The sequence below is a fragment of the Streptomyces sp. ISL-43 genome, from assembly GCF_018614195.1.
Classification (GTDB): domain Bacteria; phylum Actinomycetota; class Actinomycetes; order Streptomycetales; family Streptomycetaceae; genus Streptomyces.
Map to the genome: position 1 here is coordinate 20,116 of NZ_JAGGOT010000094.1, position 16,412 is coordinate 36,527.

The window sequence follows — 16,412 nt, forward strand, 5'->3', positions numbered from 1 at the left end:
CGCCTACGATCATCACCCATCCCAGGTAACAGGAGACGAGACCACCTATGGCCCAGCAGCCGCCCCTGCTCCGCGATGTCATCGACATCAAGGAGTCCATCTCCACCTCGGACTTCGTCCTCCAGCTCTCAGAGGCGACGACCCCGGAGGGGGCCGAGCACGCGCTCCGGGACTACGTGGTCACCGAGCGGCTGCTGGAGAACTTCGACGAGGCCCTCGGCCTGATCAGGTCCGCGCTCGACGGACACACGTCGAAGGCGGCCTATCTGCACGGGTCGTTCGGTTCCGGTAAGTCGCACTTCATGGCCGTACTGCACGCGCTGCTCAGCGGCAGCCCGGCCGCCCGTAGCCGCGACTCCTTCGACCCCGTGCTGACCAAGCACGAATGGCTCGGCACGGACGGGAAGAGGTTCCTGCTCGTGCCGTACCACATGCTCGGCGCCAAGGCACTGGAGCAGCGTGTCCTCGGTGGGTACGTCACCCACGTCAAGAAGCTGCACCCCGAGGCACCGACGCCGCAGGTGTACCGGACCGATGCACTCTTCGAGGACATCCGGTCCATGCGGGCCCGCATGGGCGACACCGCCGTCATCGGCGGCCTCGCGTCCACCGACGCCTCCGGCGATGACGACGACGAGTGGGGCGAGTCCTTCGCCTGGACCCCTGAGCTCCTCGACACCGCCATCGCCGCCGAGGAAGTGCATGAGGCCGGCCAGGCCCTCAACCTCGTCAGCCCCTCCACCCCGGCCGAGCTCCGCGCGCGCCTGGTCCAGGACGCGAGCACGAATCTGCTGCCGGGCTTCGCGAAGAACGCGATCGAGGACGAGCACGGGTTCATCTCGCTCGACGCCGGCCTGTCCGTGATCGCCGCGCACGCCAAGTCGATCGGCTACGACGGCCTGATCCTCTTCCTCGACGAGCTGATCCTGTGGCTCGCCACCCTCATCCACGACCAGAAGTTCGTGGGCCGCGAGGCCGGCAAGATCACAAACTTCGTGGAGGGCGCCGACGCACGCCGGGCCATCCCCATCGTGTCGTTCATCGCCCGCCAGCGTGACCTGCGGGAACTGGTCGGCGAGGAGCTGTCCGGAGCGGCCGAGTCCTCCATCCAGGACACCCTGAACCAGGCGTCCGGCCGCTTCGACAAGATCACACTCGAAGACCGCAACCTCCCGCAGGTCGCGCACGCCCGCCTCCTCAAGCCGAAGGACGCGGAGGCGACCGTCCTCGTCAACGCCGAGTTCGAGAAGACGCGCAAGGTCCGCCAGGAGGTGTGGGACACCCTCCTCGGCTCCGACCGCGGTGCCGACGGCGTCGGCGCCGACGAGGCGAGCTTCCGGCTCACCTATCCGTTCTCGCCGGCCTTCATGGACACCCTGGTCCACGTGTCCTCCGCGCTGCAGCGCAACCGGACCGGCATGAAGCTGATGGGCCAGCTGCTCGCCGACCACCGCGACGAGCTGCGCCTGGGCGACCTGATCCCGGTCGGGGATCTGTACCCGCTGATCACGGCGGGCGGCGACAAGCCGTTCACCGACAGTCTGAAGGTCGTCTTCGAGGCCGCCGACAAGCTGTACCGGACCAAGCTGCGCCCGTACCTGCTCGCCACGTACAACGTGTCGGAGGAGGACATCGAGCAGTACAAGCACCACCCGGACAGCATGACCGACCAGGCTGTCCGCGGCCGGGTGAAGACCTTCGTCGGCGACAACCGGATCATCGGCACCCTGCTGCTGTCCGCGCTCGCCCCCAGCGTGCCCGCCCTCGCCGACCTGACCATCCGCCGGCTCTCCGCGCTCAACTACGGCTCGGTCGTCGCCCCGATCCCCGGCCGCGAGTACGGCATCCTGAAGAACAAGGTCGCCGAGTGGGCCGGCCGCTTCCCGGAGATCAAGGAGACCGGCACCGACGCGAACCCCGGCGTCCGCCTCGAACTCTCCGGCGTCGACGTCGACTCCGTCATCGCCAATGCCAACGTCAACGACAACCCGGGCAACCGGCAGGCACTCGCCAAGCGGCTCCTCGCCGAAGAACTGGGTGTCGAGCAGGGCCAGCTGATCGACGAGTTGAACTTCGTGTGGCGCGGCACGGACCGCAGTGTCGAGGTGATCTTCGGGAATGTTGCGGACGAGGACGAGCTGCCCGACCACGACCTGATGCCCCGCGAGGAAGGCCGCTGGCGGATCGCCCTCGACCTGCCGTTCGACGACGGGGAGTACGGGCCCGTCGAGGACGCCAACCGGATCCGGCGGCTGCGCGAGAAGCAGCAGGCCGAGCGGTCGCGGACCCTCGCCTGGCTACCCACCCACCTCTCCTCCCAGCGGTACCTGGACTTCCGCCGGCTCGTCGTGATCGACAAGGCGCTCGCCGACGAACAGCGCTTCGACAGCCAGTACGCGGGCCACCTCAACGCCGACAACCGCGCCCGCGCCAAGGGCCTCTTGGAAACCCAGCGGGAGACCCTACTCAAGAACGTCAAGGCCGCTTTCAAGCAGGCGTACGGTCTCGCCGCCAAGAAGCCCGCTGACGTAGAGCTCGGCTTCGACGACCACCTGGAATCGCTGCGCGAGGTCGACGGGCTCACCCTTTCCTTCGGGCAGTCCCTGCGGGACGGCATCAGGCACATCGCGGGCAAGCTGCTCGCCTCCCAGTACCCGGACCATCCGAACCTCGACCCCGACGACACCGGGATCACGGTCAAGGCAGCCGACGCGCGCAAGGCGTTCGCCCACGTCCGGGCGGCGGCCGAGGCCCGCGACCGGCGCACCGAAGTCCCGGCCGGCGACCGGAAGCTGATGCAGCGGCTGGCCGGGCCGCTGCGCCTCGGACAGCAGAAGGAGGCGTACTTCGAGCTGTCGCTGTTCTGGGCCGACCACTTCCGTCAGCTCGCCCAGAACCAGGGAGTGACGGGCGACCTGTCCTTGATCGCACTCACCGACTGGACCGACAAGCCCGGACCGCGCGGCCTGCCCGACTTCCTCGCCAAGCTCGTCGTGGCGTCGTTCGCGGAAATGGACGACCGGGTGTGGGTACGCGGCGGCATGCCGCTCGACCCTGCTCCCGAGCTGTCGCAGATCAAGGACCACGACGCGCTGCGCAGCCAGCCGCTGCCCTCCGAGGAGGACTGGGAGGCGGCTCGGCAGCGCTTCGAGACGGTCTTCGGAGCGAAGGCCCCGACGTTGCGGCGCGGACGTATGGTCAACCATTTCGCCCGCCAGATCACCGAGCAGGCGCGCTCCTACCAGGATCCGGCCGCCGACCTCGTGGGCGAGCTGGAGAAGCACACCGGATTCCTCCAGCTGGACGAGACGGACGACTCAGGCCGCCTTGCCCTCGCCCGGAGGGCCGTCGACTTGCTGAAGGTACTCACCCAGGCGGCCGGCCAGGGCGCGGCCGGCGCGAAGAAGACGGTGGAAGCACTCGCCGCCTTCGATCTCGGTCCGGTCAGCGCCGACCGCTACGGGACCTCGGTCAAGCAGGCACGCGCAGTGGCGCAGGCGCTGACCTCAGCCTCCTGGACCACCCTTGAACTGGCCGCAGCCGAGGGGCCGGAGGGGCAGGCCCTGCTCGACTCGCTGCGCAATGTGGCACGTGGCGATCAGCGGACCGGGGACCTCCGGGACGCCCTGGACCGCACGCAGCGCGAGGTGCTGGCGCTGGTGAAGCGCAACCGGGCAGCGACGGTCACACCGCCGTCCCCGCCTGCGCCGACTCCCGCCGCGCAGACCGCGGGGGCCGTTCCGCTGAACACCGCCACCAGCCACCCGCCGGTTCCCGAGACCGGGTCCACGGCACCCACCCCTGGTGCCGGCCGAGTGCGGCGCTCCGGTGGAGGCCGCACCACTGCGGCCCGCGCCGTAGCCGAGCTGCAAGCAGAACTGGCCGAACTGGCCGCACAGGAGCCCGGTGCCACCATCGAAATCACCTGGCAGGTCGTCGAGTCATGAGCGCCCCCGTCTCCACGGTCGCCGTACGCCTGAACCTCGCGACCATCACCCAGTACCTGTCGTCCCAGTCCTCACTCGCCGCCTCCCTCACCGGCGGCGGCAAGCGCCGGGCCGTCCTGCTGCGCTCCGCGCCGCAATGGGACGGGCCCGGCGAACCCGAGTGGGACGACGGACGCATCGCCCGCATCGCGGCCGCGCCCTCTCCGCTCGCGGTCCACGAGCTGCTCCTCGATCACCTCGCGGACGCGGCAACGGGACCCTGCGTCCTCGTCGTCCTGACCGATCGCGAGCAGAACGAACTCGACCCGGCCATCCTGGCCCGCGCCCACAAGAAGCGCATCGAGGCCGTCGACAGCTGGGATGTGGTCCGCGAGGCTTTCGGGGCCGAACAGATCGACCCCCGGCTCAAGGACGTCAACTGGGCCGCGGAAGCGCTGCTGGACGCCACCCCACCGGGCGGCTGGCCGGCACTCGCGGGCGGCATCCTGTCGCGCCGCACGGCCCTGTCCTCCCTAGCGCTGCGTCGGCTGCGCCTGGGACGGTACGACACCGAATCGGGCCGATCGCACGGCGTACCCGCGGGCGACAGCCTCGACACCCACGCCCTGCTCGGGTGGTCCCAGACTCCCGGAGCCCCCGAGCGGTTCCTGGAACTGCGCGGTCGCGAACGGGACGAGCTGGCCGCGTTCCTCAGCGAGGAAGACCAGGCGGGTCTCGCCGGACGAGCCCTCCTCGCCCTGGTCAACGCCGAGCACGGCGGCGACGCGGTCGCATTCGGCCTCGTGTGTGCGGCGCTGTCGCTGCACAGCGAACCGAGCGCGGCCGCTTACAAGGCACGGGGCCGTGCCGAGCACTGGTTCGGGGACCAGCCGAACTCGACCGTCGATGACCGCGACGCCCTGGTCTCCGTCTTCGGGCGGGCCTCGGAAAAGTACGTCATCTCGCTGCTGACTGCTGCGAAACGCATCGGCACGGGCAGCGGCGCCGATGAAGCCCGCGAGGCCCGGCGGCTCAGCGACACCATCCTGGACCGGGCATCCACGCTGGTGCGCCAGTTCGGTGCCGAGTCGGCCGCCGAAGCCAGCCCGGTGCTGGCAGCCGGGCTCGAAGCCAGGTTCGCCGCGGCTGGACGTGCCCTGGCTGCTGCCGATCCCCACACGATCGAGGCCGCGGTCAGCGCCCTGAGCGCACACGAGCGGGCCGACGGCCCGGAAGCACGCATCCGTATCGAGCGGGCCCGCATGGGACAGCGGCTCGCCCAGTGGCTGGCCGGCGACCCCGTAGTCGAGTCGGACGCCGTGGCCGGCGCCATAGAGCGCCACATCACCGAAACGGGCTGGGTGGACCGGGCACTGGAGCACATCGAGGCGGGTGGAGACCCCGACCCGGTGCTGAAGTCCGCGTACGACACGCTCGGGGCTCGGGTACGCGCGCGGCGTCGTGCGATCGACCGCGCCTTCGCGCAGATGCTCGCGAGCTGGACGGCCGCGGGCACTCCTCCCAGATCGATGCTCACCGTGGAAACGTTCCTCGACCGGGTGGTGAAACCGGTCGTGCGCGACGGGGGCGGTCGGCGCGTGCTACTGCTCGTCCTCGACGGGATGAGCGCTGCCATCGCCGCCGAACTCGGCGAGGAACTCCACGCTTCCTGGGCCGAGTTCGACCCGGTGAAGGAGGGTCTGCCGCGCCGCCGTGCGATGGCGGCCGCTCTGCCCACCCTGACCACGGTCTCCCGTACCTCCTTGTTCGCCGGCAAACTCATGACGGGATCGCAGGCCCACGAGAAGCGGCTGTTCCCCACCCATGCGTTCTGGGACGCGCCCGCCGCCGTCTTCCACAAGGACGACCTGCGGACCGAGACCGCCGGCGCCACGTTCAGCCCGGCGCTCACTGAGGCGCTCCACGACGAGCGGACTCATGTCGCTGTCGTCCTGAACACCATCGACGACAGGCTCGCCAAGGACCAGAAGCTCGGCGACGGGGCCTGGCGCGTCAACGAGATAAGCGGATTGCGCGATCTCCTGCGGGTTGCCGCGGCCCAGGGCATGGCGGTGATCCTGACCAGCGATCACGGCCACGTCGTGGACCGGCACGGAGTCAAGGTGGATGCCGGTTCCCCGGAGTCTGCCCGCCACCGCGCCCCCGGCGGGACCCTGGCCGAGGCCGAGGTCGCACTCTCCGGTCCCCGCGTGGTGTGGCCCGATCCCGGGGGATCGATCGTCGCCCTGTGGGACGCGGACTCCCGCTACACCGCGCTCAAGGCGGGCTACCACGGAGGTGCGGCGCTCGCCGAGTTCACCATCCCGGTTCTGGCGTTCCTCCCCTTCGGAGCAACTCCGCCCGCCCCGTGGCGGGAACTGGGCAACCAGCAGCCGCTCTGGTGGTCGCCAGAGGGGCAGCCCGCGTCTTCCAACCCCACGCAGACCGAGGCAGCTCCGGCGCCCAAGAAGGCTGCCCGGCAGGCGCCTACAAAGGCGCAGGCCGAGCTGGCCAAGCTGGCCGAGACACACGACTCCCTGTTCGACGTCGCGCAGGTACCGGCGGGCGAAGAGTCAGAGACCCTGGTCGTCCCAGCCCCGGTTTATCCGGACGAAGCCCTGATCTCCGCCCTCTTTGCCACCCAGGCGTACAAGGACCAGGTCTCCCTCCTGGCCCGCCCGCAGCGCGAGGAAAAGATCGCCAAGGCGATCCGTGCTCTGCTCGACGCAGGGGGAACCCTCCCGGTGACCGCCGTAGCACAGCGCGTCGGCCACCCGGCCACCCGAGCCGATGGATTCGCCGCTGTCCTGCGCCAGCTCCTCAACTACGACGGAGTGCAGGTCCTGGAGACACTCCAGGACGGCAGGACCCTGCGCCTGCGCACAGGGCTGCTGAAGGAACAGTTCGGACTCGGCTGATCGCGACGGATGGGAGACTGAACGGGTGAGCACAACCAGCCCGAATCCGGCCTCCCCCGTCTCCGCCGCCCGCAGGCGCACTGTCATCGATGCTCTGCGGCGCGGCGCCGTCCCCGAAAGCGGTCTCGATCTGCTGGCCACCGGCCTGGACCGGTTCGAAGCAGCACTCAGCGCCGAGCTGGACGCGGTGGCCTCAGGGGCCTCGGTGTTCAAAGCGGTACGGGGTGAGTACGGGTCGGGCAAGACGTTCTTCACCCGGTGGCTGGGCGAGCGGGCCAAGCGGCTGGGGTTCGCCGTGGCCGAGATCCAGATCTCGGAGACCGAGACGCCCCTGCACAAGCTGGAGACGGTCTACCGGCGCCTCACCGAGCGGCTGGCCACGCCGAGCTTCCCTCCTAGTGCCCTCAGGCCCATCGTGGATGCCTGGTTCTATGCCCTTGAGGAGGACGCCCTCGCAGCCGGTGCGAGCGAGGACGATCTTGCTGCCGAGGTGGAGACGCTGCTGAGCGCACGGCTCGGCGAGGTGTCCCGACATGCCCCGTCCTTCGCGACGGCTCTGCGCGGCTACCGCTCCGCGCTCGCCGAAGGCGACGAGGCGACGGCGTCCGCCGTCCTGGCCTGGCTCGGCGGACAGCCCCATGTGGCCGCGGCCGCCCGGCGCTCCGCCGGGGTGCGCGGCGACCTCGACCACTTCGGGGCCTTCGGCTTCCTGCAGGGACTCCTGACCGTGCTGCGCGATTCGGGGCACCGGGGACTGTTCGTCGTCCTGGACGAGGTGGAGACCCTCCAGCGCGTACGGTCGGATGCCCGCGACAAGGCACTCAACGCGCTGCGACAGCTCATCGACGAGGTCCATTCGGGGCGCTTCCCCGGCCTGTATCTGGTGATCACTGGCACGCCCGCGTTCTACGACGGCCAGCAGGGTGTACAGCGGCTGGCACCCCTTGCCCAGCGCCTTGCCACCGACTTCACCACCGATCCTCGGTTCGACAACCCTCGCGCGGTGCAGGTACGACTGCCCGGCTTCACCGCTGAGTCCCTGGTGAGCCTCGGGGTGACCATCCGCGACCTGTATGCGGCGGGGGCCGCGGCACCCGAGCGGATCAAGGCGCTCGCGGATGATGCCTACGTCGCCGACCTCGCCCGGGCCGTCGGTGGAGCGCTCGGCGGGAAGGTCGGCGTGGCGCCGCGGCTGTTCCTGAAGAAGCTCGTCGGCGATGTCCTCGACCGGATTGACCAGTTCGAGGACTTCGACCCCCGGCAGCACTACCGTCTGACGGTGGCGGACAACGAACTCACCGATGTGGAACGGAACCTGGCCGCCGCGGTATCAGCCGATGACATCGAACTGGACGTGTAGTGGCCGACTCGGGAGACACGAACGACGGCGCCAGTCACGACCTTCTGGACCGGCTCGATCCTGTCGTGCTCCACCACGTGGTGAACACCCTCGGGTGGCCCGATCTGCGGCCACTGCAACGCGCGGCGATCGATCCGGTGATGGACGGCGAGGACGTGGTCCTGCTCGCCCCCACGGCCGGCGGAAAGACCGAGGCTGCCTGCCTGCCCATCCTTTCGGCCATGTCCGAACAGGGCTGGTCCGGCACCTCGGTGCTTTACCTGTGTCCCCTGAAGGCCCTGCTCAACAACCTGGTGACCCGCATCGACTCGTACGCCCAGTGGCTGGGGCGCAGCGCGGAGCTGTGGCACGGGGACACCAAGGAGTCGCAGCGGCGACGGATCCGCACGGAGCCTCCGGACATCCTGCTGACCACCCCCGAGTCGCTGGAGGCCATGCTCATCGGCACGAAGACCGACCATGCCCAGCTCCTGGGCATGGTACGGGCGGTCGTCGTGGACGAGGTGCACGCCTTCGCGGGCGACGATCGCGGCTGGCATCTGCTGGCTGTTCTGGAGCGCCTCGAACGGGTCGCAGGGCGTCCCATCCAGCGGATCGGGCTGTCGGCGACCGTCGGCAATCCCGAGCAGCTCCTCACCTGGCTCCAGGGGGGCGGCTCGGGCAAGCGCCCGGCACGCGTTGTGGCACCCGACCTCACCGGGGCACCGGGGGTGGCCTCGGTACTGGGCCCGTCCTCGGCCGGCGCCCGCCCTGCAGGCGAGGTGGAGCTCGACTACGTCGGTTCGGTCGACAACGCCGCCAAGCTCATCGCCGCCTTGCACCGGGGCGAGAAGCGGCTGGTTTTCTGCGATTCCCGGCGACAAGTGGAGGAGCTGGGCGCAGCATTGCGCGCACGCGAGGTGACGGTGTTCCTCTCCCACGCCTCGCTGTCGGCCGATGAGAGAGCCAGATCGGAACAGGCGTTCGCGGAGGCACGCGACTGCGTCATCGTCTCCACGTCCACGCTGGAACTCGGCATCGACGTGGGCGACTTGGACCGGGTCATCCAGATCGACTCGCCCCGCACCGTGGCTTCGTTCCTCCAGCGCATCGGACGCACCGGACGGCGGCCTGGCAGCACACGCAGCTGCCTGTTCCTCACGACCCGGAAGGACTCCTTGCTTCAGGCAGCCGCACTGCTGCTGCTCTGGGGGAAGGGCTGGGTCGAACCGGTGACCGCGCCGCCGGAACCTCGCCATCTCGTGGCACAGCAGCTGCTGGCCGCCACTCTTCAGCAGCACAAGCTGGGTGATCGGTTGTGGCCTGAGCAGTGGAACGGCCTCGCACCCTTCGACCGCTCGGCGGCACCGATCCTGCGCCACCTGGTGAGTGAAGGCTTCCTGGAGGAGGACGGCGGGCTGCTGTTTATCGGCCCGGAGGCGGAGCGGCGCTTCGGCCGACGCCACTTCATCGAACTGACCGCCTCCTTCACCGCGCCCCCGCAGTTCACCGTTCTGTCGGGGCGCTACGAGATCGGTCAGACCGATCCTTCCGTACTGACCGAGGAACGCCCTGGGCCCCGCCGGCTGCTGCTCGGCGGCCGAAGCTGGCAAGTGACGTTCATCGACTGGGGCCGCAAGCGCGTATTCGTCGAACCGGCCGATGGCGGTGGCATCGCCAAGTGGACCAGCGGTTCGCTCGCCGGACTCTCATATGCCCTGACGCGCGCCATGCGCGAGGTCCTCCTCGGAGCCGACCCCTTGGTCTCGCTCACCCGGCGAGCCGAAGTGTGTCTGGCCGAATGGCGTGAGGAAGACGCCTCGCAGCTGGTGCAGCCCGACGGAACGCTGGTGACTCGAGTGGGCACCGACGTGCGCTGGTGGACCTGGGCCGGCTACCGCGCGAATGCCACCCTCGCGGCAACGTTGCCGTCGATCAGCGATCCCATCCAACGTCCGACGGACTGCTACGTACGACTGCGGGAGGACCTGACACCCGATATGTGGCGCGCTGCCCGCGAAAGCACGTCTGACGGCGCGGCGTTGGTGCTTCCTGACGTCGATCCCCGCGCTGTGCACGGGTTGAAGTTCTCCGCAGCGCTGCCGAAGCGCCTCGCGATGGCGACGGTTGCGGCCCGGCTCGCAGACTTCGACGGAGCATTGGCGAGTCTGAGGGAGCCAGTACGATTCCTCGCCGCGCCCTCCTCCTGACGGGTGACGCAGCGCCCATTTCACGCCAATGACCAGTGCGTTTCCAGAAAATGCGGCGGTTGATGGCCGCCCCGCGGACTAGCCTCGTGGCCCCGTGTCCCATGCACGGATGTACTCAGGGGGAATGTGTGAGCACCATTCGCGAAGACCGGACCGCCGCGTACCTGATCTCCGTCGTAGACGAGGATCCTCTACGGGCCCGACGCGAAGCCCGTGAACTACTGGAACAGATCTCCGCGACCTCCCCTGGCGCCGCCCTTGACGTCCCGCAGTCCCGAGCCCCCTCTGACGAATCCCTCAAAGGTGGTGACATCACCGACCTGATCGGCCTGCTGTTCAACGGTGGGGCCCTCGTCGGCGCGGCGTTGCAGGTATGGCTGGCGCGGGTGCCGCAACGGACTGTGATCGTCAGCCGGCCCGACGGAGCCACTCTCACGATCACTGGCCGGCAGGCCCGCGAGGACGACGAGCGGATCGAGCGGTTCCTCGCAGACGGGAACGAAGGACGGCAAGACCCTGCCGACGGCGCCGGTGACGGCACCAGCCCCGCGGCGGGCTGAGCACGCAATGAGTGACAACGACCGGTACGCCTTGCTCATCGGTGTGTCCACCTACGACAGCAGCGCGTACCACGATCTCCCGCCCGTCCTTGCGGACCTGCACTACATGCAGGCGGTGCTGGAGAGCACCGAGATCGGCATGTACAACGACTGCGCGATGGTCTCCGAGCCGACCCGCGCCGAGATGCTGCACGCCATCGAGTCCTTCCTGGAGGACCGTCAGGCCAGCGAGACTGCTCTGCTGTATTTCAGTGGGCACGGCGAGTTCTGCGAGTCCGACAACCAGCTGTACTTCCTCACCCGGGACACCAATCCGGCCGATCTGCCGGGCACCGCGGTGTCGGCAGCATTCCTTGAGCGGACGCTCCAGTCCTGCCGCGCCTCCTCCAAGATCGTGCTGCTGGACTGCTGCTCCAGCGGCAGCGTCGTACAGGGCTGGACGGCCAAGGGCGGCCAGGACACCGAGGAGCGCCCGGCACCCAGCACACTTCTACGTCCCACAGGCGTGTACTTCATCACCGCCTCCGACGCCCTCCAGGCCGCCTCTGCGATGGCCCCCGCCGGCTCCACCCTCGGTACGTCACGGTTCACAGGTGAGATCGTCGAGGGGCTGCGCACCGGGCGGATCAAGGAGGGCGGCTGGATCACTCCGGACGACCTCTTCGACTACCTGACCTCACAGATGGCGCGCAATGGCGTACCGGAGGAGCAGCGGCCCACCAAGTCCACGATCAGGGCCACCCGTAGTCTGCCGTTTGCCCGTTCGGTGGCCCGCCAGGTGAACCTCCCTGCCCTCCCCGGGGACCGGGCCGCCGCCACCGCGGCCGCGCAACGCTCCCCCGCGCTAGTCAAGGCTCGCGGGCTGGCCGCACTGGACGCCCGCGACGGGGTGGACTGGGAGCGGCTGCTCCACTACTACGTGAACTGCCTCGGTGCGACGGCGGCAGCCGGAATGATGCCCGACCGCGACAGCGGGCGCGGCTCCAAATACTTCCTGCTGAGGAACAACACCGCGGAGACGATCCAATCGGGACTCTCGGACTCGCTTCTCGCGCCCCCGGACCTCCCCAAGCCAAAGAAGCAGACGGCAGCCGGCCCGGGTGCCCCGCCCGACAGCGCAGACGCCTTGCAGGAATACTGGTACGGCTACCCCGCGATCACCCTGCCGGTCGCCGGTCATGGGAGCGGGCAGCGGCGGAGCCCGATGCGGATCGCGCCCCTCCTGATCCAGCCCATGGAACTCGCGCCAGACGAGAACGGCCGCGACACGCTCCGCCCAAGCGGCGTGCCCGCCCTGCACACCGGGGTGATTACGGAACTCCTGGCCGACGACGACGCTGCCGACCTCCTGGCCCGCTGGCAGCCGACCTGGCAGGAGGGCAACAGCGCGCAGATGCTGCGGGCCGTACGAGAACTGCTGGGCGAGTTGGGACTGCCAGAGCTGGAGCCCCTGGAGCTGTCCGCGCTAAGCGAGCAGTCGGTGAACCAGACGCTACGGCCCGGAGCGCACAACGCAGCCGTGCTGCTGACCCCCTCGGGGATGGACCGTGTCTCCACGGAAGGGCTGGTCGACAACCTGCTCCAGATCTCCGCGCGGACCGGCCAGATCCCCGGGACGGCGCTTGCCGCGCTGCTGGACACGAGCATGCAGGACACAGAGCAGGCCGCTGCCTCCCCCGCGGTGGTCGCCCCGGGCCCCTGCAATGAAAGCCAGGAGCAGGTGATCGCCTCCGCGATGACACGACCGCTCACCGTCGCCACCGGCCCACCGGGCACGGGGAAGAGCGAGGTCGTCACGGCCGTGGTCGCCACCGCGGTGGCGGCGGGTCAGTCCGTCCTGGTCGCGTCCACCAACAACGAGGCGGTGAACGTCGTGGCCGAGCGCTGCGACGCCATCGCGCCGGGGCTGCTGATGCGCACGGGCAACTCCGAGGCCCTCCTGGCGGAGGCGAAGAAGCTGGAGCGGCTGCTGACTGAACCTCCGCAGCACGCCCGACGGAGTTCGGCCACTGTGGCCGGGGAGCTGCGCAACACCCGTGCCCGGGCAGATGTCCTGCGGCGTGAAGCTGCCCGCCTGGTCGGCGAGGAGGCGCGGTTGCTGGAGCTGCTACGGGACCGGGAGGAACGTGCTGCGGCGCTGGGTATGCCGGTGCGGCTGCTGGAGGCCGCCTGGGCCGGCCGTGGTGATGCGGAGCCTGCCCGGTGGCAGGCACAGGCACAGAAGGCTGCCGGTGCCCGCTGGTTGCTCCCGCGCTTGCGCCGGAGGTGGGCACTCAGCGCGTTCGTCACGGCCGCGGACAGGGTTGATCGGCAGCCGTCTCCGACGTGGCCGCTGTGGGCCTCCGAGCGGCCGGTTCCGTCCGAGCTGCTGACCGATCTGGCCGACGTACTCGCCGTGGAGCGGGAGCTGAGGGCACTCGTGCCGGAACACATGGCCTGGGACGAGGGGGGGCTCGAGCGGGGACGTCTGGAGAGCGCCAGCGCACTCTCTGAGCTGTCGGTCGAGCTGTCCCGAGCACTGTCCACCGAGGCACTGGCCCGCGCCCGCACGCTGATGAGCCAACGCCTACAGACGCTGCGCAACAAGCGTGGCAACCGGAAGAGCCAGCAGAACCTGCTCCCGTACATCAAAGGGTGGGCGATCAGCACACACTCGGTGCGCCAGCTCGAACTCCTGCCCAAGCTCTTCGACCTTGTCGTCATCGATGAGGCGAGCCAGTGCTCGATTCCGTCAGTGCTGCCTCTTCTCTTCCGCGCCCGGAGGGCGCTGATCATCGGTGACCCGATGCAGCTGGGGCACATCCCCGGGGTCTCCCCCCAGCAGGAGAGGCAGGCCAGGGTCCGAGTGGGTTTGAGCGCGGCGCTTCTGGAGGACCGACGGCTCACGTACCACGTCAACTCCTCGTACCACGCGGCCGCGCAGCACGGTGAAGCAGCTCTGCTCCTCGATGAGCACTACCGGTGCCATCCGGAGATCGCTAACGTGGTCAACGGTTACTGCTACGCGGGCCAGTTGCAGGTTCTGACCGATGTGCGCAGGCAGATCCCCGCGGTCGATCCGGTAGGGCAGGCCGATCCGGCCCCGGTGCTGGGCTGGCTGGATGTACCGGAGGGCACATCGGCGCGAGGCCCCGGTGGACTGTCCTGGCGTAACCAGGCAGAGGCTGAGGCAGTGCGGGAAGTCGTGGAAGATCTCCTCGCACGGCTTCCCGAGGAGGCCAGGGTCGGCGTCGTAACGCCGTTCCGGGCGCAGAAGGAGGCCCTGGAGCGTTTGCTGCCGCGCGAGCGGGTTCGAGTCGGGACCGTCCACGCCTTCCAGGGCGGACAGCGGGATGTGATGGTGCTGAGCCCGGTGGCCACGGCCAACACGCCGCAGCCAACCACGCACTGGGTGGCAAGCCAGGTCAACCTGTGGAACGTGGCAATCACGCGGGCCAAGTCCCAGCTAATCACCGTGGGCAGTCATGCCTTCTGGCAAGGGCAAGCGGGACTGCCCGCGCTGCTCGCCGCCCGGTCCGCGCTACTTGGCCCAGGGGCGTACGAGAATCAGAGTGCCCGGGAAGCGGCCACAGCCCCGACCACCGGCACCCAGGCGTTCCGGGAGGAGTTGACCGACCTCCTCCAGCAGCACCTCGGAGCGCGCGGGATCACCGATCTGGAGCGCGCGACGGTAGTCGGCGGGCACCCGGTGGACCTGGTGTTCACTGCGGACGGGGAGAACACCGTGCTACTGATCGACCCGGGCCACCCTCCCGGCTTGGATGCGGCGCGGCTGCTGCGGTTGGCGCACGCGCGGGGCAACTTGCTCACCGGCCTGCCGTCCGGTGGGGCCGGCGCGAAGCCGGGCCCGGTGGTGCGGTCGGTGCGGGTGCCGGCATGGCGGATCCTCGCCGGTGAGGAGACGTTGGACCAGCTGGTCAACTGAGCCATCCATGGCCGGGCCGACTGGACACAGGGTCAGGGACAGCGCACCCTCAGGGTACGAGGCAAACCGGACATCAAACACTCAAGCAAGTCTCACTGATTGTGAGGTTCTGCACCTGCGAGGAACGGGTCTCACTTGCGTGGCTCGTGCAGGTTCTGGTAATCGACCTGGCGCCGCGCGGCAGCCTCCGCATCAGGGCTTCGGCGTAGTCGCCTGACGCCCGGTTTGGGATCACTTGAGGCCGAGGAGTGCGAGGGGCCGTCGGGGGTTGCGGGCGTTGTGGCGGAGGCCGGCCGCGATGTTCTTCACTCCGGCTGTCCGGAGGGCTCCGATGGCGAGGTTGCGCCAGGTGGCCATCGCGCGGGGCGCGTTGCCGGTCCGTAGTTGTGAGGCGTCCTCGGCGAAGGTGGTGTCGCGGACGTGGTGCAGGGCCTCGACCTGCCAGTGGTCGCGGACGAGTCGGGCGAGCTGGGCCGGGGTGGCCTGCCCGGCGGTCAGGCTGGTGACCGCGTAGACGGTCTTGACGGTGGTTTTGCCGGTCTTGCGGTCGGTGCGGCGGCGCTTGATCTGGACGGCCTGGCGGGCTCCGGGGAAGAGGAGTTTGTTCACGGTGGCGACCTTGATCCGGCGGATCTCCGAGCGGCCGTGGCCGACGCCCGAGGCGCGGCCCTGAAGCGGGATGTCCCTCCAGGGAAGGGACTTGAGCTGCCTGCGCAGCTTCTTCTGGTTGCCCTTGACGATCACGATGTAGTGGGCACCGCGGTCGAGGAGGTAGTCGGCGTGCTCGCGCTGGGTGTGCATCGCGTCGCTGGTGACCACGACGCCGGCGAGCTCGGCGACGGTGTCCAGCAGCGGCTGGAAGCAGGTGATTTCGTTCGTCTTCTCCCCGACGTCCAGCTGGGCCAGTACCAGGCATGTGGTGTGCTCCAGCGCGGCGAGCAGGTGGATTTTCCGGCCCTTCGCCCTGGCCGCGCCACGCAGGCTCTTGCCGTCCACGGCCAGGCCGCGCAGCCCGGCGTCGTCTGTCGCCTTCGGCCGGCGGTCCGCGAGCCAGCTCCCGACGGCCCGGTCCAGCGCGTCGCCGTCGAGGCGGGCCAGCAGTCGGCGGACCGTGGTCTCGGCGGGCAGGACCCGCCTGGGCAGAAGAGGGTCGGGGCGGGCGCCGAGCTGTTCCAGTACATCCCCCGGGGCATCGGCGATCCACTCGCCGACCGCCAGCAGCGAGGTCGCTCCGGCCAGGACCGCGCACGCGGTCAGTGCGAGGACGACGGCCAGGCGGTGGCGCACCCCACGTGGATCACGTGGGTCGGGCACATCGGCCAACCGTTCCAGCAGGCCCGGAACCTCCGCGGACGCCACCTCGGAGTGCTCACGTAGTTGGTCAAGGGCAGGCGGGATCAGCGATGATGCGTCGGCAGGCACGGTCTTCCACTCGGATCACGGGGCGTAGAGAACTCCATGATCTTGGAAGCCGTGCCTGTCACGTTCCGGGCCCCGTCGCTGACCTGACGGACCACCACGAACCGGGCGTCAT

7 protein-coding genes are annotated in these 16,412 nt (G+C 69.5%); 6 read left to right on the plus strand and 1 reads right to left on the minus strand.

The genetic code is table 11. The features are described from left to right. Window positions 1-47 precede the first annotated feature (47 nt). The 6 genes from J7F03_RS38005 to J7F03_RS38030 all read left to right on the plus strand — a co-directional run bounded on the left by J7F03_RS38005 (window position 48) and on the right by J7F03_RS38030 (window position 14,878). Window positions 48-3,947 (plus strand): DUF6079 family protein, encoded by a 3,900-nt coding sequence (locus tag J7F03_RS38005; RefSeq protein ID WP_214957746.1) that lies wholly within the window; start codon window positions 48-50, stop codon window positions 3,945-3,947. Further along, entirely contained in the window at window positions 3,944-6,844 is a 2,901-nt protein-coding gene (pglZ, locus tag J7F03_RS38010; protein WP_214957748.1) for a BREX-2 system phosphatase PglZ, read from the plus strand. Before J7F03_RS38005 ends, pglZ begins: the two co-directional genes overlap by 4 nt. A gap of 25 nt (window positions 6,845-6,869) precedes the next feature. Continuing rightward, a complete protein-coding gene (gene brxD / locus J7F03_RS38015; protein ID WP_214957749.1) occupies window positions 6,870-8,204 on the plus strand; it encodes a BREX system ATP-binding protein BrxD in 1,335 nt (444 codons plus the stop codon). Then, entirely contained in the window at window positions 8,204-10,393 is a 2,190-nt protein-coding gene (locus tag J7F03_RS38020) for a DEAD/DEAH box helicase (RefSeq protein ID WP_214957750.1), read from the plus strand. The genes brxD and J7F03_RS38020 overlap by 1 nt, the downstream gene beginning before the upstream one ends. Before the next feature lie 128 nt (window positions 10,394-10,521). Beyond that, window positions 10,522-10,953 carry a hypothetical protein gene (locus J7F03_RS38025; protein ID WP_308380130.1) on the plus strand — a complete coding sequence of 144 codons (432 nt, stop codon included), beginning with the start codon at window positions 10,522-10,524 and terminating at the stop codon, window positions 10,951-10,953. A 7-nt stretch (window positions 10,954-10,960) separates the two neighbouring features. Further along, window positions 10,961-14,878 carry an AAA domain-containing protein gene (locus J7F03_RS38030; RefSeq protein ID WP_214957751.1) on the plus strand — a complete coding sequence of 1,306 codons (3,918 nt, stop codon included), beginning with the start codon at window positions 10,961-10,963 and terminating at the stop codon, window positions 14,876-14,878. A gap of 231 nt (window positions 14,879-15,109) precedes the next feature. Here J7F03_RS38030 and J7F03_RS38035 read toward each other — a convergent pair whose 3' ends face one another. Further along, complete coding sequence (locus tag J7F03_RS38035) at window positions 15,110-16,165, minus strand: ISAs1 family transposase (protein ID WP_308380131.1); 1,056 nt, start codon at window positions 16,163-16,165, stop codon at window positions 15,110-15,112. Window positions 16,166-16,412 lie beyond the last annotated feature (247 nt).

Excerpts from the sequence above, each read along its gene's own strand:
- J7F03_RS38005 (WP_214957746.1), top strand. The coding sequence starts at position 48 with ATGGCCCAGCAGCCGCCCCTGCTCCGCGATGTCATCGACATCAAGGAG.
- pglZ (WP_214957748.1), top strand. The coding sequence starts at position 3,944 with ATGAGCGCCCCCGTCTCCACGGTCGCCGTACGCCTGAACCTCGCGACC.
- J7F03_RS38030 (WP_214957751.1), top strand. The coding sequence starts at position 10,961 with ATGAGTGACAACGACCGGTACGCCTTGCTCATCGGTGTGTCCACCTAC.